The organism is Salinarchaeum chitinilyticum, assembly GCF_055390775.1.
Window position 1 is genome coordinate 2,045,698 of record NZ_AP043888.1, and the last position, 18,818, is coordinate 2,064,515.

Consider the following 18,818-nt stretch of genomic DNA (forward strand, 5'->3'; position numbering starts at 1 on the left):
TCATCGTAACGCGGCTGCCAGTTCGCGAAACCGCGCCGCCGGGACGCTCTCGGGCGCGAGTGCGCCGACGGGCCGACCGTCGGTCCTGGCGCGATCGACCGCCTCGTGTTCGGGCACGACCGTCACCGGCGCACCGAGCGTTCGCTCGACGTGCTCGACCGGCGGATCGTGGGCGCGGTTGAGCACCACGCGCTCGACGCCGGCGTCGAGGACGCGAGCGAGCGCGCGGGTCCGGAGCGCGTCGGGGACGGCGACGCCGTCGGGAGTCGTCACGAGCAGGCAGCTGTCCGCGGCGTAGAGCGGCAGTCCGGCGTCGGCGGCCATCCCCGCGGGACAGTCGACGACGACCGGGCCATAGTGGTCGTCGACGGTGTCCAGGGCTGTGACCAGTGCCGTCGCATCGGCTGCACGGGCGCCCGCGAGCGTCCGTCCGCACGGCAGGACGTCGACGCCGGGGCCGCTCGCAGCCTCGCCACCCTCGCGAACCGCTTCGATCGCGCCGGCCCGATCGGCGAGCACGTCGTGGAGGTCCGGACCGGGCCCGTACGGCAGATCGGCCATCCCGAGGTCGGCGTCGACCACCACCCCGCCGAGGGCGTCCGCGACGTTGAGAGCGACCGTCGACTTCCCGACGCCTCCTTTCCCGCCGACGACTGCGAGGATCACGGGCTGGCACCCGCCGGCTCCTCACCAATCTCGGCGGTCTCGTCTGCGTCGTCTCCAGTTGGCCGTGCATCCGTTGCAGTCGGCGCGACGGCGTCCCGCGGCGGTGTCGGGTCACCGAGCACGCGCAGGACGTCGTTGGCCGTCGGATCGCCACTGCTGCCGGCGGTCGCGATCGCACCGGCGGCAGTCCCGTCCTGCGCTGTTTCGTCGGCTGGTTCGACCGATTCGATCGTCACCGGTGGCTCGACGGGCGGTTCGGGACTCGCGAAGCCGAGGCTCCCCACCGCGCCGGTCGGGACCACGACCGACGCGGCGTCGCCGTCCCACGGCGCGGCGGGGACGCCCTCCACGCGTGGCGGCCACGTCGCCCCGTCGATCTCCGAGACGAGGCGGACCAGATGCGCATCGACGCCGGGCGCCTCGACGCGGTTGTCGAGTCGCACGGCGACGAGCGTGACGCCGCCCGGCCGTGCCGTCGTGCACTCGAGTTCGACCATGGGCGGGTTCGCCGCGGAATCCTACTTGAAAGTGTGCCGGCTGCAGGGGCGACTCACTCCGGCGCTGCATCTACCCCGAAGGGGCTCTCCCCTTCGGTCCAGTCCCACCCGGGAAGCCGGGTCTGGACGCCGGCAGCCAGGGCGGCATCCAGATCGTCCATCCCGGCGCTCTCACCGGCGTGGTGCCGAATATCCGCGTAGTGGAACGTCGCCTCCGCGAGCAGCCGGAACGGTTGCTCCCCGGCAATCGTGGCGGCGAGCTCCCGCCCCAACCACTCGTCGACGACGAAGCCGGGGTAGTCGTCCTCGACGTCGAGCCCGCGGAGGATCGCGACGAGTGCGGCGACGTTCACCGCGCGGTCGCCGTCGGCGAACGTCTCGGTGACGGCTCGTTCGTAGTCCGCAGCGTCGATCGGATCGACGGTGGTGTCGAAGGCGTCGTCGAGATCGGTGCGAACGTCGTTGACGAGCGGGACGACGGTCGTCGAGCGATCGAGCACCCAGGAGCACTCCGCGGCGACCCGGTCGGGGGTGACGTCGATGTCGGGCGTCGGTGGCGCGGCCATACCGACCCTGGTGGTGCGATCGCAATGCCGTTTTCGGCGGGAAGCGCGGCGTCTGCGTGCCGTTCCCGATTTTTGCCAAGGCTTTTATAATGGTGAGTGGATAAAACGAAGCAAGCGGTTTCTACCGCCGCGGTCACCGACTTCGATCGGAGCGTACGATGTCCTGTAACGGTATCACTGCCGGCGTCGCCACGGGCGATCGACTCGTCCGACCTGACCGACGATCGGCCGGCGATTCGACGCAGTCCGGTGCCCCGTCGGTATTCCCGTAGCTACATATGAGTGCTGTAGAGCAACAACTCGACGAACTGAAAGCAGAGATCGTCAGCGAACTTCCGAGCAGCGTCACCGTCTCGGAGGTCACCTACGAAGGCCCCGAACTGGTCGTCTACACCCGCGATCCCAAGGAGTTCGCCCAGCAGGGCGACCTCGTGCGCCAGCTGGCCTCGAAGCTCCGCAAGCGCATCACGGTCCGCCCGGATCCCGACGTCCTCCTGCGGCCCGAGGAGGCCGAGGAGAAGGTCATGGACGTCATTCCCGAGGACGCGGGCGTCACGGACCTCGACTTCCACGCCGACACCGGAGAGGTCGTCATCGAGGCCGAGAAGCCCGGGATGGTCATCGGCCGTCACGGCTCGACGCTCCGCGACATCACGAAGGAGGTCGGCTGGACACCCGAGGTCGTCCGGACGCCACCGATCGAGTCCTCGACGGTCTCGAACGTCCGGAACTTCCTCAAACAGGAACGGGACGACCGTCGCGACATCCTCGAGCGGATCGGCCGGCAGATCCACCGCGAGGAGCTCTCCGACGACGAGTACGTGCGGATCACGACGCTCGGCTGCTGCCGGGAGGTCGGCCGCGCCGCCTTCATCCTCTCGACCCCCGAAACGCGGATCCTCATCGACTGCGGTGACAAGCCCGGTGCGGAGGGCGAGGTACCATACCTTCAGGTGCCCGAGGCGCTCGGCGCGGGTGCACAGAACCTCGACGCCGTCGTGCTCACGCACGCGCACCTCGACCACTCCGCGCTCCTCCCGCTGATCTTCAAGTACGGCTACGACGGCCCGATCTACACGACCGAGCCGACGCGGGACCTGATGGGGCTCCTCCAGCTCGACTACCTCGACGTCGCCGCCAAGGAGGGTCGCGCGCCGCCGTACGAGTCCGAGATGGTTCGCGAGACGATCAAACACACCATCCCGCTGGAGTACGGCGACGTCACCGACATCGCGCCGGACGTCAAGCTCACGCTCCACAACGCCGGCCACATCCTCGGCTCCGCGGTCTCGCACTTCCACATCGGCGACGGCCTCTACAACGTCTGCTTCTCCGGGGACATTCACTACGACGACACTCGGCTGTTCAACGGCGCGCACAACGACTTCCCGCGCGTCGAGACGCTCGTCCTCGAGTCGACCTACGGCGGGCGCAACGACTACCAGACCGACCAGGCCGATTCGGAACGCAAGCTGAAGCGGATCATCAACGAGGCCCACGAGATCGACGGTAAGGTCCTCATTCCCGCGTTCGCCGTCGGACGCTCCCAGGAGCTCATGCTCGTGCTCGAGGAGGCGATGCGCGAGGGCGAGATCCCCGAGATGCCGGTTCACCTCGACGGGATGATCTGGGAGGCGACCGCGATCCACTCCACCTATCCGGAGTATCTCCGTGACGACCTCCGCGATCGCATCTTCCACGACGACGAGAACCCGTTCCTCGCCGACCAGTTCAACCACATCGACGGTGGCGAGGAGGAGCGCCAGGAGGTCGCCGACGGCGGCCCCTGCATCGTCCTCTCGACCTCGGGGATGGTCGAAGGCGGCCCGATCATGTCCTGGCTGCGCCACCTCGGCCCGGACCCGGACACGACCTTCGCGTTCGTCGGCTACCAGGCCCAGGGAACCCTCGGCCGCCGGATCCAGAACGGGTGGGACGAGATCCCGATGGACGATCGCGGGAACAACGGTGGTCGCTCGGGCACCCTCAAGCTCAAGATGAACATCGAGACCGTCGACGGCTTCTCCGGCCACGCCGACCGCCAGGGGCTCGTCGACTTCGTGAAGACGATGAACCCGCGCCCCGAGAAGGTGCTCTGCGTCCACGGCGACGAGTCCTCCGTACAGGACCTCTCCTCGGCGCTCTACCACAAGTTCGACATGCGAACGTTCGCGCCGAAGAACCTCGAGACGTTCCGGTTCAAGTAGCGCGGGCCGCGATCGGTCGCCGGGCGGACTCGTTTCGGCTCGTTCGCGACCCACCGCGCCTCGCTCCTCCTATATAAACGCTCGGCCCGGATACCGGGGCGGAAGCCCGCACCCTGTTTATACCGCGGTTCCACCCGTCGGAGCGATCGATGACGGCCATCGAAACGCAGACGCTGACGAAACGGTACGGCGACGAGGCCGCCGTCGACGGGCTCGATCTCGTCGTCGAGGAGGGCGAGGTGTTCGGCTTCCTCGGCCCGAACGGCGCCGGCAAGTCGACGACGATCAACATGCTGCTGGACTTCGTCCGGCCGACGTCGGGCAGTGCGACGGTCCTCGAGATGGACGCCCGTGCGGAGAGCCAGGCGATCCGCGAACGCATCGGCGTGCTCGCGGAGGGCATCGACCTCTACGGCCGGCTAACCGGCCGCCGACACCTCGAACTCGCGCTCGACTGGGCCGACGGCACGGAGCCCCCGGAGTCGCTGCTCGAGCGCGTCGGTCTCTCCGTCGACGCTGCCGAGCGCACGGTCGCGGGCTACTCGAAGGGGATGAAACAGCGGCTCGCGCTGGCGATGGCGCTGGCTGGCGATCCGGACCTGCTGATCCTCGACGAACCCGCCACGGGTCTCGACCCCAACGGGATCCGCACGATGCGCCAGCTGGTCCGTGACGCGGCCGACGACGGCGCGACGGTCTTCTTCTCGAGCCACGACCTCGGCCAGGTCGAGTCGGTCTGTGACCGCGTCGGCATCCTCAACGACGGCGAACTGGTCGCGGTGGACACCGTCGACGGGCTCCGGGAGGCGATCGGCGCCCACGCGGAGCTGTACCTCAGGGTCGCCACCGAGCCACCTGTCGACCTCCACGGGATCGACGGCGTCGCCGACGTCGTTTACGAGGACAGCCGGCTGACGGTGACCTGCGACGACCCCCGCGCGAAGGCTCGGGTGATCGGCACGCTGCTCGACGCCGGCGTCGAGGTGCTCGACGTGGACGCCTCGTCGGTCTCGCTGGAGGACGTGTTCGCCGCCTACACCAACGGCGAGGTCGAACTCGTCGAGGAGGACGCCGGGGCGGCGGGCGAACAGGCAGCTGACTCCGGCCGGCTCGCGGGGGTGCTCCGATGACGGTCTCCTGGCGGGACGTCGCGCGCAAGGACTTCGAGGACGTCGTCCGCTCGAAGCTCCTCTGGGGGATCACCCTCGGGTTCGTCGGGCTGCTCACGTTCTTCCTAATCGTCGGATGGCTCTCCGGCGACACCGACGACGCGACGATGACGGACCTGCTCTCGGGGATGGCGCAGTTCGTGGCCTTCTTCGTTCCGCTGATCGCGCTGATCGCGGGCTACATGGCGATCGTCGGCGAGCGCAGATCCGGGAGCCTCCGGGTCCTCCTGAGCTACCCGTTCTCGCGCTCGGAGATCGTCACCGGCAAGGCCGTCGGTCGGAGCGTCGCCGTCGCGGCGACGATCCTGTTCGGCTTCCTCGTGGTGACGGTCCTCGGTGTGCCGATGACCGGCGACGTCGCGGTCGTCGATCTCGTGCTGGTCGCCGGATTCACGATCATGCTGGGCGTGACGTTCACCGCGCTCGCGGTCGGCATCTCCGCCGCGACCTCCTCCCGCGGCAGGGCACTCGCCTGGGCCGTCGGGCTCTTCTTCCTCATGCTGGTCATGTGGGAGGCGCTCGCCGTCGGGATCTACTACCTCGTCGAGGGGACCCGACCCGGCCTCGAAGCGGAGGCCTGGTACTTCGCGCTCTACCAGGCGAACCCCCTGGAGAGCTACCGGATCGCGATCGGCGCGATCACGGACTCCTACGTCTGGCCGTTCGTCCAGCTCGGCCTCGAGGACGTCTCCTACGCCGACGCCAGTGCCTCGGACCTCCGGACGAGCGCCCGGGTGGAGGGGAGCGAGCCGTTCTACCTCCAGCCGTGGTTCTCCATCGTGACCTTCCTCGGCTGGACCCTGGTTCCGCTCGCGATCGGCTACCGACGGTTCAGCGCGGCCGACCTGGAGTAACGGTTGCGATCGATCCCCGAACGTCCACCGCCTCCGGTCTCCCCGCGATCGCGCTCGACTCCGGGGACCGATTTATGCCAGTCGGCAGCCCTATCGAGTACCGTGTCGACCCAGGAACGACGCGGCGCCGCGGGGGGTCCCGGTCCGTGATCGACCTCCCCACGACTCGATCGGGGTGGTCGTCGATCTGGCGGGCGATCCGCCGGACGCTCACGACGCCCGGGCTGCTCCCGCTGGCGTTGCTCGTCGCGGTGCTCGTCGCGACCGCGACCTCGATATCCCGACGGCTCCCCTTCGTCGCGGACGTCCTCGCCGGCGATCTCTCGATCGGCGCGAAGGCCGAGTTCCTGCTGCTCTACCTCCCGTTCGTCGGCGGACTGCCCGCGAGCGTCGCCGACGTAGCGGGGCTGGTCGTTGCGGTGGTCGCTGGCGTCACCGTCGCGGTGCTGTTCGGCGAGGCGATCGTACCGGATCGTGGCTCGACGGATCCCGACCGTCGCGACGCGGGCGTCGTCGTCGGCGTACTCGCGGTGGTCGCCGCAGCGTTCGGTCCCGCCGTACTCGCGGGCCTCGCGGGATTTGCTGGGGAGGACGGGGGCCTGACTGCGCTGCCACTTCGCGGGCTGGAGCTTTCCGTGCTCGCGGTGCCGGCGATGCTCCTCGCGATGCATCTCGTGGTCGAGGAGAGCGCATAGTACGTCGCCGCGGGCTGGTCGACTCGCTCCTCCGCCGTCAGCCGTCGCTGCCGGCTGCCGCCGCGTCGGCCGGGTCGACGACCTCGCCCGTCTCCGGATCGACGCCCACCCGATCGCACAAATCGAACAGCGGGCAGGCCTCGGGGCCGTCGAGGCACGCGGGCGTCCGGGCCGAGCAGTACTCGCGCCCGAACTGGATGCTCGCGGTGTGACCGAACCCGCATTTCTCGCCGGGGAGCTCCGCTTCGAGCACCGCCCGGACCGCCTCGTGATCGGCGTCTGGGGGCGCGATCCCGAGCCGTCGGTAGATCCGGTGGACGTGAGTATCGACGGGGAAGACGCCGTCGCGCCCCGCGGCGAAGAGGAGGACGCAGTCCGCGGTCTTCGGCCCGACGCCGTTCATCGCGAGGAGCGTCTCGCGAACCGTCTCGTACTCCGCGGTGGCGACGAACTGATCGAAGGCCGCCGCGGAGCCGTACTCCGCGAGGATCAGCTCCGCGACGGTCTGGAGGACCTTCGACTTCTGGTTGTGGAGGCCGGCCGGTGCGATCGTCTCGGCGATCGCGGTGCGGTCGGTCGTCGCGAGTGCTTCCGCGAGATCTGCAGGCGAGCCCTCGGCGAACGTGAGGTCGGGGTCCAGTCCGTCGTCGGTCGCCGGATCGAACCGCTCGATCAGCGCGTCGTAGGCTGGCTGGCTCGCCGCGTCGGAGGTGTTCTGAGAGAGGATCGTCCGGACGAGGCAGTCGAAGGGATCGCGGCCGCCGTAGGACTTCTGCCAGAACAGCTCGCCGAGTCGATCGACCACTGCCTCGGCGCGCGTGGCCGGCTCGGCTGCGTCGAAGCGGGCGTCGCGGCCGCCTCCCGACGCGCCGCCGCTGATGTTCCGTGCGGGCTCCTCGGGCATGTGGGACGCTGGGGGCGTCAGCGAGGTCAGTCTGTCGGCGACCGCTCGTGGGCCGGCCTCGCCAGCGATCGCCGTTCGGCCCGCCCAAACGTTATCTCGCGAGCGCGCAATTGGCCGGCTATGCACCGGCTGGTCGCCGTCGGCGTCGCGCTGCTCGGCCTGGGGCTCCTGGGCTACGTCGTCGGAATCGAGACCGCGTATCCGGGCCGGGCGTTCTCCGTCACGGCGATCATGGTCGGGATCGGGTTCCTCGGCCTCGGCCGTACTGGCCAGGAGGTGGCGCCGTGACGGTCCAGGCCGTGGTCTACGACGAGCGCGGGACGACCGAGTACGACGACGTGGCGACGGCCCGGGAAGCCGAGGGCACGACCTGGATTCGCGTCGCCGACGCCACGGCGGCCGAGCGCGAGACGATCTCGGAGACGTTCGGCATCCACCCACTCGCGATCGAGGACGTGTTCGGCGAGGTCCGGGCGAAGACCGAGGAGTTCCCCGCCTACACCTTCGTCCTGATCAAGAGCGCGGAGCTCTCTCGCGGCGAGACGAGCTTCGAGGAGGAGGTCGTCGAGGAGCCGATCGGCGTCTTCGTCGGCGAGGACTGGATCGTCTCGCTGGCGCCCGGCGACGACGAGCCGATCGGCCGCGTCTGGGACGCCGTCGCGCGCGGCGACGAGCGCATCCTCCAGCGCGGCCCCGACTTCACTGCGTATCGGATCATCGACGCCGTCGTCGACGAGTACTTCACGCTCCTCGATCGCGTCGGCGACCAGATCGAACAGGTCGAGGAGGCAGTGCTCGTCTCGACGGAGATCGAGACGCTGGAGGCGATCAACGCCGTCCGCCGGGACCTCCTCTCTTTCCGGAAGCTGGCCTGGCCCATGCGCGAGGCACTCGCGGTGCTCTCCCGCGGCGACCCCGACCAGGTCGCCCAGGAGACCGAGAAGTACTACCGCGACGTCTACGACCACCTCGTCCAGGTCGTCGACCTCGTCGAGACCTACCGCGACCTGACGATCGGCGCGCGGGACATCTACCTCAACACCGTCTCCCAGTCCACCAACGAGGTGATGAAGGTGCTGACCGTCATCGCGACGATCTTCCTGCCGCTGACCTTCGTCGTCGGCGTCTACGGCATGAACTTCGAGGGCGGTCCCTACAACATGCCGGAGCTGGGCTGGCAGTTTGGCTATCCGGCGGTGATGCTCGGGATGTTGCTCGTCGCACTGTTGATGGCCTGGGGCTTCCGCGAGCGGGGCTACATCTGAGCCGACGCCACCGACGGACGGGGACAGCAGCGGTCGTGCTGCTCAGCGCTTGTGCTCGACGCGCGTGCTGCCACACTCCGGACAGCGCGTCATCGTGCCGACGCCCGTGACCTCAATTTTCTCCCAGTCGTCGCCAGCGGGCGCCGTGAATCGGCACTGGTGACAGACGAGCGTGGCCGGTTCTGCAGAGGAGGTGCTCATGCGGGGATTCACCGCGAGGAACTTGGTGTGGAGCGGACTAATAGATTGGCCCGCTAGGGGTAGCTGTTCTATGTTTGACTGTGAGTGACGCGACCGCGACTACTGATACTGCGACCGCGAACCGCTTGGAAGCCCCCTCCCGCTCGACGCAGCTACCTCGCTGCGCTCCTCGCCTCACTCGCTTCGCTCGTTCGGCTGTGGTGCTTACACCGACAGACTCGCTCCGCTCGTCTGTCGAGGTTCGCCTCGCGGTGCTCGGCTCACCGTCGGTACCTGCGACGAGCGGTCGGCCCCTTCCAGTCCCACCCGGAGATGATCGTCGAGTGGACGCGAAACCTCGGTGGAACGTGAAGAAGAGCGTCGGTCGGTGTTGGTCGATCGAGCTGCGTCGTGGTGGTCGGGCTACTCCTGCGTCGCGCCGGGGTTCGTGATCGCGCCGTTCGCGGCGGAGCCAAAGAGCGCGCCGTACTTCGCGAGGACGCCGCTCTCGTAGCCGGTGTCGGGCTGCTCCCAGTCCTCGCGGCGGGCGTCGAGTTCGTCCTCGGGGACGTCGACGTCGAGCGTGCGCTCGGGGATGTCGATCGTGATCTGGTCGCCGTCCTCAAGGAGGCCGATCGGGCCGCCGTCGTGGGCCTCGGGAGCAACGTGGCCGATCGAGAGCCCGCGGGTCGCGCCGGAGAACCGGCCGTCGGTGATCAGCGCGACGTCCTCAGAGTGGCCCTGGCCGTCGCGGGCCGCGGTGACGCCGAGCATCTCGCGCATGCCCGGGCCGCCGCGGGGCCCCTCGTTGCGGATGACGATGACGTCGCCGGACTCGACGTTGCCTTCCTGCACGTACTCCATGGCGTCCTCCTCGTCCTCGAACACGCGGGCGGGCCCCTCGTGGTGCATCGTGCCGTCCTTGGCGGTGATCTTGATGACGCCGCCCTCCGGTGCGAGCGATCCCGTGAGGATCTTGATCGCGCCCTCCTCGTGGATCGGGTCGTCGACGGGGTAGAGGAAGTCGACGTCGAGCTCGGAGATTGCGGGCGGGTCGATGCGCTCGAGCTCCTCGCCGATCGTGTTGCCGGTGACGGTGAGCGCGTCCTCGTGGAGGTAGCCGCCCTCGTACAGGGCGTTCAGGACGACGGGGACGCCGCCGACCTCGTGGAGGTCGTTCATGACCTTCGAGCCGCCTGGCTGGAGATCTGCGATCTTGGGCGTCCGCTTGGAGATCTCGTCGAAGTCCTCGATGTCGAGGGGGATGTCGGCCTCGGCGGCGAGCGCGAGCAGGTGGAGCACGGCGTTCGTGGAGCCGCCGATGGCCACCTGCAGCGCGATCGCATTCTCGAAGCTCTCCCGGGTGAGGAAGTCAGAGGGCGACCAGCCCCGCTCGACGGCCTCGACGACGAGCTCGCCGGTCTCGCTCGCGACGTCGTAGCGCTCCTCGACCTCCGCGGGCGGGCCGGCGCTGCCAAGCGGGGAGAACCCGAGCGCCTCGGAGAGGCTCGCCATCGTGTTCGCGGTGAACATCCCGCCACAGGAGCCCGCGCCGGGGCAGGCCTGGTGCTCCATCTCGACGAGTTCGTCCTCGCTCATGTCGCCGGTGGCGACCGCGCCGACGCCCTCGAACATGTTCTGGATCGTGATCTCGCGGCCGTCGTGCTCGCCGGGCATGATCGAGCCGCCGTAGAGGAAGGCCGAGGGGAGATCGGTGCGGATCATCGCCATCATCATCCCCGGCATGTTCTTGTCGCAGCCACCGACGGTGACCAGGCCGTCCATGTGCTCGCCGAAGGCGACGAGTTCGACGGAGTCCGCGATGACCTCCCGCGAAATCAGCGAGGCCTTCATCCCCTCCGTCCCCATCGAGATCGCGTCCGAGATCGTGATCGTTCCGAACTCGATGGGCATCCCCTCGCCCGCGTCGACGGCGTCGTAGGCCGACGCGGCCACGTCGTCGAGATGGACGTTACACGGCGTGACGTCAGCGGCGGGGTTCGCGACGCCGATCATCGGCGAGGAGAGGTCCTGGTCGTCGTAGCCCATCGCGCGGAACATCGCGCGGTGGGGCGCCTTGTCGTAGCCTTCGGTGACCTCCGTCGACGGGAGGTCCTCACGTTTCTCGGGCTTGCCGCCCGCTGCGTCTTCGCCCTGGTCCGTGGGCTCGGGCTGCTGGCTCATACTCGGTGTGTGCGTCGCGAAGGGATAAAAAGCGTCCCGAAGGGGCGAGGCTCCATCCCACGGACGAACGGCGTCGGCTACTCCGCTCGATGCGGGGACGACGCGGCGTCGACGTTCGCGAGCGCTCGCTCGGACGCCGCCAGGACCGCCGCTGGCTCCAGCGACACCTCCGTCCACGCCGGCAGCCGCGAGTCTGCCCCCGGTGGCCGGATCGCGTCCGCGTACGCCCGGACCTGCTCGCGCTCGGCCGCGCGGTCGAACGATAGCCCGTTGTGCGCGGCGTCCGCGGCGTACTGCTCGACGAGCCGATCACCGTGCTCGCGGTAGTGCGTACGCAGTTCCTCGTAGTCGGGGTCGACGTCCTGGTCGGCCAGCGCCCGGAACAGCGCCGCGCCGACCTGCTCGCTCATCGACGCGAGACCGCCGTCGCCGTCGACGCTGCGGTGATCGTGGCGGTGGATTCCGAGGTCGACCTGTGCGGAGCCGGCCGCGCCGGCGAGTCGGAACGCCTCCCCCAGCGTGCCGATCTCGAGGCCCCAGGCGCGCTGGGCGCGCATCGACCGCGCGAGGTCCGCGGTCATGGCGAACTCGCCGGCCAGCGCGTAGCGGAACGCGCCGAAGTAGTCGACGGCCGGATCGGCCGACACGTCGTCGAGCGCGGCCAACAGCGGCTCGTAGAACAGCCGGAAGAGCCGGCCGTAGAGCCCGTCGTCCTCGACGCGGGCGTAGTACCCCTTCGAGAAGGAGAACTCGCCGGCCAGCGGCGCGACGAGCCGGGGGACGTGGCCCGCGTCGTAGCTCGTCGCGTCGGCGTCGTGGACGACGACGTACTCGGGACCGCTCGCCGCGGCAGCGTCGCGCGGGTACCCCACGTCGCTCGCATCGTCGGCACCGTCGTGCGTGCCGGCGCCGCTCGCTGCGACGCCGAGTCCGAGCCAGACGTCCGCTCCCTTCCCCTGCTGGGTCGGCTCGTCGCCGTCGCTGGCGAGGTCGGCGTCGGTGAGGCCAGCGTCGGCGAGCAGCTGCTCGACGGCGGGGCCGTTGCACCACAGCACCGTCAGCGGCAGATCGAATCCGCGGAGCCAGGCCCGGATCTCCCCGATCCGCTCGGCGGGCGCGCGGACGGGGACGACGACCCGCCCGACGTCGAGCTCCGCCAGCGTCTCGAATGTGTGCTCGGCAGCGGGCCGCCCGATCTCCCTGGGCATCGTCGGCACGACGACCGCAGTCTCCGACAACGGTGCCTCGGGCACCGTCCCGCCGAGGTCGTGGAGCGTCGCGACCCGCTCCTGCACGTACTCCATTGGGGTTCAGTGGGGGTCCCAGCCCCTAAACCGCGGCGGATCCGGCACGCGTCCGATCATCGTCGTCCGTCGGTGACCGACGACGTGCACTGTACTCCGGAAACGCCTGAATCGACCGGGAGACCGACTGCAGGGGCCGCCTTCGTGAAGCGCAACCCCTAACATCGCGGCTCCCGTCGTCGCTCGTATGCGCGCCGAGCCCCAGTCTTTCGACCGGGTGCTGTCCTCGATGTGCACGCCGCCACATCCGGCAGCGCGCGAGGCCGCCGAGCGGTTCCTCGCGACGAACCCCGGCGATCCGGCGACCTACCCGGCCGTCGCGGAGATGGAAGCCGAGGTCGTCGACGCGCTCGGCGAGATCACGTCGCTCTCGACTCCACACGGCTTCGTCGCCAGCGGCGGCACCGAAGCCAACATCCAGGCGGTCCGGGCGGCGCGAGATCGCTCGGACGCCCGCGATCCGAACGTCGTCGCACCGGAGACCGTCCACTTCTCCGTCCGGAAAGCCGCCGAGGTCCTCGACGTCGAGCTTCGGACGACGCCCGTCGACGAGGATTTCCGCGCCGACCCTGCCGCGATCGACGCCGCGACGGACGCCGACACGGCGCTGGTCGTCGGGGTCGCCGGATCGACCGAGTACGGCCGCGTCGATCCGATCCCGGCGCTCGGCGAGGTCGCGACCGACGCGGGCGCCATGCTCCACGTCGACGCGGCGTGGGGCGGGTTCGCGCTGCCGTTCACCGACTACGACTGGGACTTCGCGGTCGACGCGGTCGACACGCTGACGATCGATCCCCACAAGCTCGGCCGCGCGGCGATCCCCGCCGGCGGCCTGTTGGCCCGCGAGAAAGCGACCGTCGACGCACTCGCCGTCGAGACGCCCTACCTCGAGTCGACGACCCAGGCCACGCTCACGGGGACCCGCTCCGGTGCCGGCGTGGCGAGCGCCGCGGCGGCCATCGAGGAGCTCTGGCCGGAGGGCTACCGCGAGACCTACGAGCGCCAGCAGACGCTCGCGGAGTGGTTCGCGGGGGAGCTCTCCGACCTTGGCCTCGACGTCGTCGAGCCGTCGCTCCCCCTCGTGGCCGCCGATATCGGCGCGTCGGCCTTCGACGCCCTGCGCGAGGAGGGCTGGCGAATTTCTCGTACCCGCGCTGGGGAGCTCCGCGTCGTCTGCATGCCCCACGTGACCGAGGAGACGCTCGAGGCGTTCCTCGCGGACGTCCGGGCGGTTCGACGCAGCGCGGTTCCGGCCACCGACGACTGAGTCGGGGCCGGGCGCCGCGCTCCGTCGCTCCTGATCGGTCCCTCCCAGAGCGTTCCGTTCCATTCCTCGCAAAGCGTCCTTTCTGGGCCGTTTACGTACCGGACACTCCACATCTGTTGATTCGATGCAGGCCACGTGGAGCGAGGACGCCCTTTGCCCGACGGACTGCTATTTGACGAATGAATTGCTATTTCCAGAAAATATGGACGTTCGAAAACTCTGCTTCGGGCGGGGCTGGCGGTGGAACGGTCGTTACTGGGGCCGACCGGCTCCTCAGGTTCGGAGGTAGTAGACCTGCTTGCGGGCGTCCCGGAAGGAGTAGCGGGAGCCGATGATGTCGGCGTCCTCGAGCCTGTTGAGCGCGTAGCGAACCGTCCGATCCGGCAGCAGGGACTCCTCTGCGAGCTGTCCCTGGGAGAGCGGGTGATCGCTCTCGAGCACCTTCGCGACGAGCTTCGCACTGGGTGGCAGCTCGCGGAGTCGGTCGCGGTACTCGGTCTCCGAGAGCGTTTCTGCCTCCTCCGCACGTTCTTCCGCGGTGGTCGTGCTCATACGTCCACTGCAAGATTCAACCAGTGGTAAAACTTGGTATACTCTTGTAAATATTATAGGTACAATATAAGGTGTTTAATTCCCACTTATATTCGGCTGCTCCCTCGCCCGTCCTGGTCTCCGCCCGCTTGCGAATTTGAGCAAATCGGACCGGCACCTCCAGGGGCCGACGAGGAATGCGGCCGAATCCTCGGCAGCCGTCGCACACTTCAGACTCGCCTTCCAGAGACAGCACATGGAGCCAATTCCAGCGGAGTTCCAGGATCTCTTCGAGAAGGAAACGCTCGCACACGTCGCGACGATGCTACCCAACGGCCTCCCACACGTCACGCCGGTCTGGATCGACTACGATCCCGAGCGGGATCACGTCCTCTTCAACACCGCTCGCGGCCGCCGGAAGGAGCGCAACATCCAGGCCAACCCGGCCGTCGGCGTCTCTATGTGCGATCCCGAGAACCCCTATCGCTACTGCTCGGCCTGGGGCGAGGTCGTGGAGACGTCGGAGGACGGCGCCGTCGACCACATCGACGAGCTCGCGCGGCGGTACATGGACGTCGAGGAGTACCCCTACAAGGACGCCGACGAGGGCGCTCGCGTGATCGTTCGGATCGAGCCGGACGAGGTCGTGACCGGGCAGTAACCGGGATCGTCGGCCGACGGACCGCTCCGCGTGGATCGCTCCCCGCGGTCGATCGCATTCAGCACAGTTTTATCACCGGAGTGTCGATCCGTCCCATAGCGTGAAGGGACAGGAGTGGTACCAGGAGCACGACGTCGCCGAGGCGTACGAGGACAAGCGCTTCTCCGGCGGTGGCCGGCTCATCGACCGACGCGAGAAAGAGGCGGTGCTCGACGCGCTGGGCCCCGTCGACGGCGATCGCATCCTCGAAATCGCCTGTGGCACCGGCCGGTTCACCGTCCTCCTCGCCGAGCGCGGCGCCGACGTCGTCGGGCTCGACATCTCCGAGGCCATGCTCACCCAGGGCCGCGAGAAGGCCCGCGCCGCCGGCGTCGAGGACCACCTCGACTTCCTGCGCGGCGACGCCGGCCGCCTACCCTTCCCCGACGATCACTTCGACGCGGTGCTCGCGATGCGTTTCTTCCACCTCGCGGACGCCCCCGAGGCGTTCCTTTCCGAGATGGAGCGCGTGACGACGGACACGATCGTCTTCGACACCTTCCGGCGGTACAGCTTCCGGTCGATCTACAACTGGGCGCTGCCGATGGGCTCCCGGCTCTACTCGCGATCGGAGGTCGAGTCGCTGCTCGAGAGCGCGAACCTCGAACTCGCCGACGCCGACCACGACTGGGTGTTCCCCTACGGCTTCTACCGCCAGCTCCCCGGCGCTATCGCCAAGCCGTTCCGCTTCGTGGACGGCGGGCTCGGGTCGCTGCCCGGCGGGGACCACCTCGCGTCGGTCTCTTACTGGCAAGCCTCGGTAGAGTGAGCGGCCACGGCCTGCAGCCGCGTTCCTTCGCTCTGATTACTCGTGCCCGGAGACCCGCACGGGCTCGTAGGGCTCCTCGAGGTACGCCTGGTCGCTCTCCGAGAGGTCGATCTCCAGTGCTTCGACGGCCTGCTCGAGGTGCTCGACGCTCGTCGTGCCGACGATCGGCGCGTCGACGGCCTCCTGGTGGAGCAGCCAGGCGAGCGCGATCTGGGCCATCGTCACGCCCTTCTCCGCGGCCAGCTCCGCGACGCGCTCGTTGATCTCGCGGCCGCCGCCCTCGCGGTAGGGGTGTTCGTACATGTGCTCCTCCGTCTCGCCCCGGGTCGTCGCGTCGATTTCCTCGTGCGGGCGCGTGAGGTAGCCCCGGGCCAGCGGGCTCCACGGAATGACGCCGACGCCTTCCTGCTCGCAGAGCGGCAGCATCTCCCGCTCCTCCTCGCGGTAGACGAGGTTGTAGTGGTTCTGCATCGTCTGGAACCGGTCGAGCCCGAGCCCGTCGCTCGTCTGTAACGCGTCGGCGAACTGGTGGGCCCACATCGACGACGCGCCGGCGTAGCGGATCTGGCCGCGTCGCACGGCGTCGTCGAGCGCGCGGAGCGTCTCCTCGATCGGCGTGTCGTCATCGTACCGGTGAATCTGGTAGAGGTCGATCGTGTCCATCCCCAGCCGATCGAGCGAGTTCACCAGTTCCTGCTCGATCGCCTTCCGGGAGAGCCCGCCCGAGTTCGGGTTCGCCTCGTCCATCTGGAAGTAGCCCTTCGTGGCGACGACCTGCTCGTCCCGGTCGTACTCGGCGAGGACGTTCCCGAGCACCCGCTCGGACTCGCCCGCCGAGTACATGTTCGCCGTGTCGAAGAAGTTGATCCCGAGGTCGATCGCCCGCTCGATGATCTCGCGGGACTCCTCCTCGTCGAGGACCCACTCGCGCCAGTCGCTGTTGCCGAAGCTCATGCAGCCCAGACAGAGCCGGCTGACCTCCATCCCCGTCGAGCCGAGGGTCGTGTACTCCATAGAGGACGTTCGGCCGCCCCCGCAAAAACGATCGGGGCGTGGGCAATCTCCGTGGACGCGTCAGTGCCACGGCCGCTACCGTCCGGTACGGCTCGGTTGGGTCGACGCGGACGATCGGCGTCGCTCCCTGCGGCGCTCCCGACGGCACCACCGGTCACAGGTACGTCGTCTCGATCGTCACGTCCACGACGACCGTCCCGTCCGGTCTCGTGCCGAGTTTCTCGGAGTTGCTGAGCACGAGGACGTACTCGCCGTCGCCGATCTCCTCGGTCACCGAGCCGCCGGTCGTCCCCTCTCTCGACGGCGAGGACAGGAACTCGCTCACCTCGGCGTCGCGAAACCGATCGTCGTACTCCTCTTCCTCCATGAGCAGGACGTCGAGCGGGTTCCCCTCCGTCTCCCACTCACAGTGGTACTCGACGGGAGCCTCCGGCTCCAGGGACTGCGTCGCGTAGTACCCTGCCGGGATCTCGACGGTCCCGCTGATCCGCGACGTCGCCACGGAGCCGCTGGTCTCTCGATCCGTCCACCTCGACGGATCGACCAGCCTGTGTCGACGGGTGGTGTCCGTCCGGTCGAGAATCTCGTCGATGACCACGAAACAGCCGGCAGTCGAGGCCGCGATCGTGACGGCGCTCGCTCCGACGACGAAATCCCGTCGGCGCATACCCACTTTCTGGGAGCGGTAGTGGCATAATCGCTCCGGCCGCCGCCGAGCGAGACGCCTCGAAGGCGACGAATGGACATCCTGATTGACGGCCAGCCCCATCTCGTCGTATGACCGAGTACCGACCCATCTCCGACGAACGCCGGGAGCGATACCACGCGATCCTGCAGCAGGCGTTCGATCTGGAGAGCGGCCCGGCGCCGACGTACGAAGCCGACGAGCCCGACGAGTGGCCACCCGACCTCTCCGATCCCCGCGGCGTCGTCGACGACGGCGAACTCCGCTCGGTGTGCAAACTCTACTACCTCGACGCGACCGTCCGTGGCGAGTGGACCGAGATCGGCGGACTGGGCGGCGTCGCGACCCCGCCCGAACACCGCCGGAAAGGGTACTCCCGCGAGACGCTCCGGGGCGCGCTGCAGGAGTACCGCGACCGCGGCGTCGACCTCGTCGCGCTGTGGCCCTCGACGGTCCGGTTCTACCATGGGCTGGGCTGGGGGACCGCCGCTTGGAGTACGAAGGCCGACGTTCCACCCGACCAGCTGGCGGGAATCGCCGACGGGTCGGTCGACGCCAAGGGCGGCCGATTCCGGCAGCTCGAAGCCGAGGACTGGGAGCGCCTCCGCGAGGTCGAGGTCGCGCGTGCCCAGCGGTTCGGACTCTCCCTCCGGCGCTCCGGGGACTGGTGGCGCAAGCGCACGCTCGCGGCGTGGCCCGGCGACACGGCGCCGTACGTCCACGGCTACGAGGCCGACGGGGAGCTCCGCGGGTACGTCCTCACTGAGGCGCGCGAGGGCGAGGACGGGAGGCGGCTCGACGTCCAGGACCTCGCGGGCGTCGATCACGCGACGGAACGACGGCTCCTGCGCTGGCTCGCGAACTTCGACTCGCAGGTCGAGACAGTCAGACTGGAGGGGCCGCTCGCTGGCGAGCTCCACGAACTCGTGCCAGATCCCGGAGAGCTCGACGCCGAGACGACCGATGGGCCGATGATCCGGCTGACCGACGTCGAACGGGGGCTCGCCTCGATCGCGTGGCCGGCAGGGATGGAGGGGCAATTCGTTCTCGACGTCGCGGACCCGCTGCTCGATCACAACGACGGGACGTTCGTCGTCGAGGTCGGCGACGGCGAGGCAACCGTAGATCCGGCTGGAGCGGGAGGGGATCCCGACGCGACGTTGGGGAACGGGACGCTCTCGCGGCTCGCCATGGGCGGGATCGGCGTCGAGCGAGCGGAGCGGCTCGGTGATCTGTCGGTTCGAAACGGGGGCGTTCGATCGACGCTCGAGGAGCTGTTCGCGCCCGAGCCGGTCTGCTTGCGAGAGTTCTTCTGAATCGGGCGATAGACGGGATCTGCCGACCAACATGTACCCCGGTAA

The 18,818-nt window shown here is 68.9% G+C and carries 20 protein-coding genes; 10 read left to right on the forward strand and 10 right to left on the reverse strand.

The annotated features are described in order from the left end of the window. Genes ACZ5KP_RS09860 through ACZ5KP_RS09870 form a run of 3 tightly spaced genes read right to left on the reverse strand, consistent with a single transcriptional unit; the run spans position 1 to position 1,705 of the window. Positions 1 to 666 carry a MinD/ParA family ATP-binding protein gene (locus ACZ5KP_RS09860; protein WP_460921921.1) on the reverse strand — a complete coding sequence of 222 codons (666 nt, stop codon included), beginning with the start codon at positions 664 to 666 and terminating at the stop codon, positions 1 to 3. Continuing rightward, positions 663 to 1,163 (reverse strand): DUF7857 domain-containing protein, encoded by a 501-nt coding sequence (locus ACZ5KP_RS09865; RefSeq protein WP_460921920.1) that lies wholly within the window; start codon positions 1,161 to 1,163, stop codon positions 663 to 665. The genes ACZ5KP_RS09860 and ACZ5KP_RS09865 overlap by 4 nt, the downstream gene beginning before the upstream one ends. Before the next feature lie 53 nt (positions 1,164 to 1,216). After that, positions 1,217 to 1,705 carry a hypothetical protein gene (locus ACZ5KP_RS09870; RefSeq protein ID WP_460923422.1) on the reverse strand — a complete coding sequence of 163 codons (489 nt, stop codon included), beginning with the start codon at positions 1,703 to 1,705 and terminating at the stop codon, positions 1,217 to 1,219. Between the two features lie 302 nt (positions 1,706 to 2,007). On the opposite strand from ACZ5KP_RS09870, the gene ACZ5KP_RS09875 reads away from it, so the two are divergent. From ACZ5KP_RS09875 to ACZ5KP_RS09890, 4 genes are all read left to right on the forward strand, one after another. Then, a complete protein-coding gene (locus ACZ5KP_RS09875) occupies positions 2,008 to 3,936 on the forward strand; it encodes a beta-CASP ribonuclease aCPSF1 (RefSeq protein WP_460921918.1) in 1,929 nt (642 codons plus the stop codon). Between the two features lie 149 nt (positions 3,937 to 4,085). Next, positions 4,086 to 5,066: an ABC transporter ATP-binding protein gene (locus tag ACZ5KP_RS09880; protein WP_460921916.1), complete on the forward strand. Its 981-nt coding sequence runs from the start codon at positions 4,086 to 4,088 to the stop codon at positions 5,064 to 5,066. Next, entirely contained in the window at positions 5,063 to 5,959 is an 897-nt protein-coding gene (locus ACZ5KP_RS09885) for an ABC transporter permease subunit (protein WP_460921914.1), read from the forward strand. The genes ACZ5KP_RS09880 and ACZ5KP_RS09885 overlap by 4 nt, the downstream gene beginning before the upstream one ends. A gap of 146 nt (positions 5,960 to 6,105) precedes the next feature. Further along, entirely contained in the window at positions 6,106 to 6,654 is a 549-nt protein-coding gene (locus tag ACZ5KP_RS09890; RefSeq protein ID WP_460921913.1) for a hypothetical protein, read from the forward strand. A gap of 37 nt (positions 6,655 to 6,691) precedes the next feature. Here ACZ5KP_RS09890 and ACZ5KP_RS09895 read toward each other — a convergent pair whose 3' ends face one another. Further along, positions 6,692 to 7,558: an endonuclease III domain-containing protein gene (locus ACZ5KP_RS09895; protein WP_460921911.1), complete on the reverse strand. Its 867-nt coding sequence runs from the start codon at positions 7,556 to 7,558 to the stop codon at positions 6,692 to 6,694. Positions 7,559 to 7,678: 120 nt separating this feature from the next. On the opposite strand from ACZ5KP_RS09895, the gene ACZ5KP_RS09900 reads away from it, so the two are divergent. Both ACZ5KP_RS09900 and corA read left to right on the forward strand, forming a co-directional pair. Then, the gene (locus ACZ5KP_RS09900; RefSeq protein WP_460921909.1) at positions 7,679 to 7,846 is read left to right on the forward strand and encodes a hypothetical protein; all 168 of its coding nucleotides are present in this window, start codon (positions 7,679 to 7,681) and stop codon (positions 7,844 to 7,846) included. Continuing rightward, positions 7,843 to 8,823, forward strand: coding sequence for a magnesium/cobalt transporter CorA (gene corA / locus ACZ5KP_RS09905; RefSeq protein ID WP_460921907.1), 981 nt, complete (start codon positions 7,843 to 7,845; stop codon positions 8,821 to 8,823). Before ACZ5KP_RS09900 ends, corA begins: the two co-directional genes overlap by 4 nt. A gap of 42 nt (positions 8,824 to 8,865) precedes the next feature. Here corA and ACZ5KP_RS09910 read toward each other — a convergent pair whose 3' ends face one another. The 3 genes from ACZ5KP_RS09910 to ACZ5KP_RS09920 all read right to left on the reverse strand — a co-directional run bounded on the left by ACZ5KP_RS09910 (position 8,866) and on the right by ACZ5KP_RS09920 (position 12,491). Next, a complete protein-coding gene (locus ACZ5KP_RS09910; RefSeq protein WP_460921905.1) occupies positions 8,866 to 9,024 on the reverse strand; it encodes a DUF8106 domain-containing protein in 159 nt (52 codons plus the stop codon). A gap of 402 nt (positions 9,025 to 9,426) precedes the next feature. Then, complete coding sequence (gene ilvD, locus ACZ5KP_RS09915) at positions 9,427 to 11,187, reverse strand: dihydroxy-acid dehydratase (protein WP_460921903.1); 1,761 nt, start codon at positions 11,185 to 11,187, stop codon at positions 9,427 to 9,429. Between the two features lie 77 nt (positions 11,188 to 11,264). After that, positions 11,265 to 12,491 (reverse strand): glycosyltransferase family protein, encoded by a 1,227-nt coding sequence (locus ACZ5KP_RS09920; protein WP_460921901.1) that lies wholly within the window; start codon positions 12,489 to 12,491, stop codon positions 11,265 to 11,267. Between the two features lie 187 nt (positions 12,492 to 12,678). Here ACZ5KP_RS09920 and mfnA point away from each other — a divergent pair, with 187 nt between their 5' ends. After that, complete coding sequence (gene mfnA, locus ACZ5KP_RS09925; RefSeq protein ID WP_460921899.1) at positions 12,679 to 13,758, forward strand: tyrosine decarboxylase MfnA; 1,080 nt, start codon at positions 12,679 to 12,681, stop codon at positions 13,756 to 13,758. A 273-nt stretch (positions 13,759 to 14,031) separates the two neighbouring features. Here mfnA and ACZ5KP_RS09930 read toward each other — a convergent pair whose 3' ends face one another. Next, complete coding sequence (locus ACZ5KP_RS09930; RefSeq protein ID WP_460921897.1) at positions 14,032 to 14,310, reverse strand: winged helix-turn-helix transcriptional regulator; 279 nt, start codon at positions 14,308 to 14,310, stop codon at positions 14,032 to 14,034. A 235-nt stretch (positions 14,311 to 14,545) separates the two neighbouring features. On the opposite strand from ACZ5KP_RS09930, the gene ACZ5KP_RS09935 reads away from it, so the two are divergent. Both ACZ5KP_RS09935 and ACZ5KP_RS09940 read left to right on the forward strand, forming a co-directional pair. Beyond that, positions 14,546 to 14,950, forward strand: a complete 405-nt coding sequence (locus ACZ5KP_RS09935; RefSeq protein ID WP_460921895.1) for a PPOX class F420-dependent oxidoreductase — start codon at positions 14,546 to 14,548, stop codon at positions 14,948 to 14,950. Between the two features lie 100 nt (positions 14,951 to 15,050). After that, positions 15,051 to 15,758 carry a class I SAM-dependent methyltransferase gene (locus tag ACZ5KP_RS09940; protein ID WP_460921893.1) on the forward strand — a complete coding sequence of 236 codons (708 nt, stop codon included), beginning with the start codon at positions 15,051 to 15,053 and terminating at the stop codon, positions 15,756 to 15,758. 36 nt (positions 15,759 to 15,794) lie between these two features. On the opposite strand, the gene ACZ5KP_RS09945 is transcribed toward ACZ5KP_RS09940, so the two are convergent. Then, positions 15,795 to 16,772: an aldo/keto reductase gene (locus ACZ5KP_RS09945; protein ID WP_460921891.1), complete on the reverse strand. Its 978-nt coding sequence runs from the start codon at positions 16,770 to 16,772 to the stop codon at positions 15,795 to 15,797. 154 nt (positions 16,773 to 16,926) lie between these two features. After that, a complete protein-coding gene (locus ACZ5KP_RS09950; protein WP_460921889.1) occupies positions 16,927 to 17,439 on the reverse strand; it encodes a hypothetical protein in 513 nt (170 codons plus the stop codon). Positions 17,440 to 17,549: 110 nt separating this feature from the next. Between ACZ5KP_RS09950 and ACZ5KP_RS09955 the strand changes: the two genes are divergently transcribed. Further along, positions 17,550 to 18,773 (forward strand): GNAT family N-acetyltransferase, encoded by a 1,224-nt coding sequence (locus tag ACZ5KP_RS09955; protein ID WP_460921887.1) that lies wholly within the window; start codon positions 17,550 to 17,552, stop codon positions 18,771 to 18,773. The last annotated feature ends 45 nt before the right edge of the window (positions 18,774 to 18,818 follow it).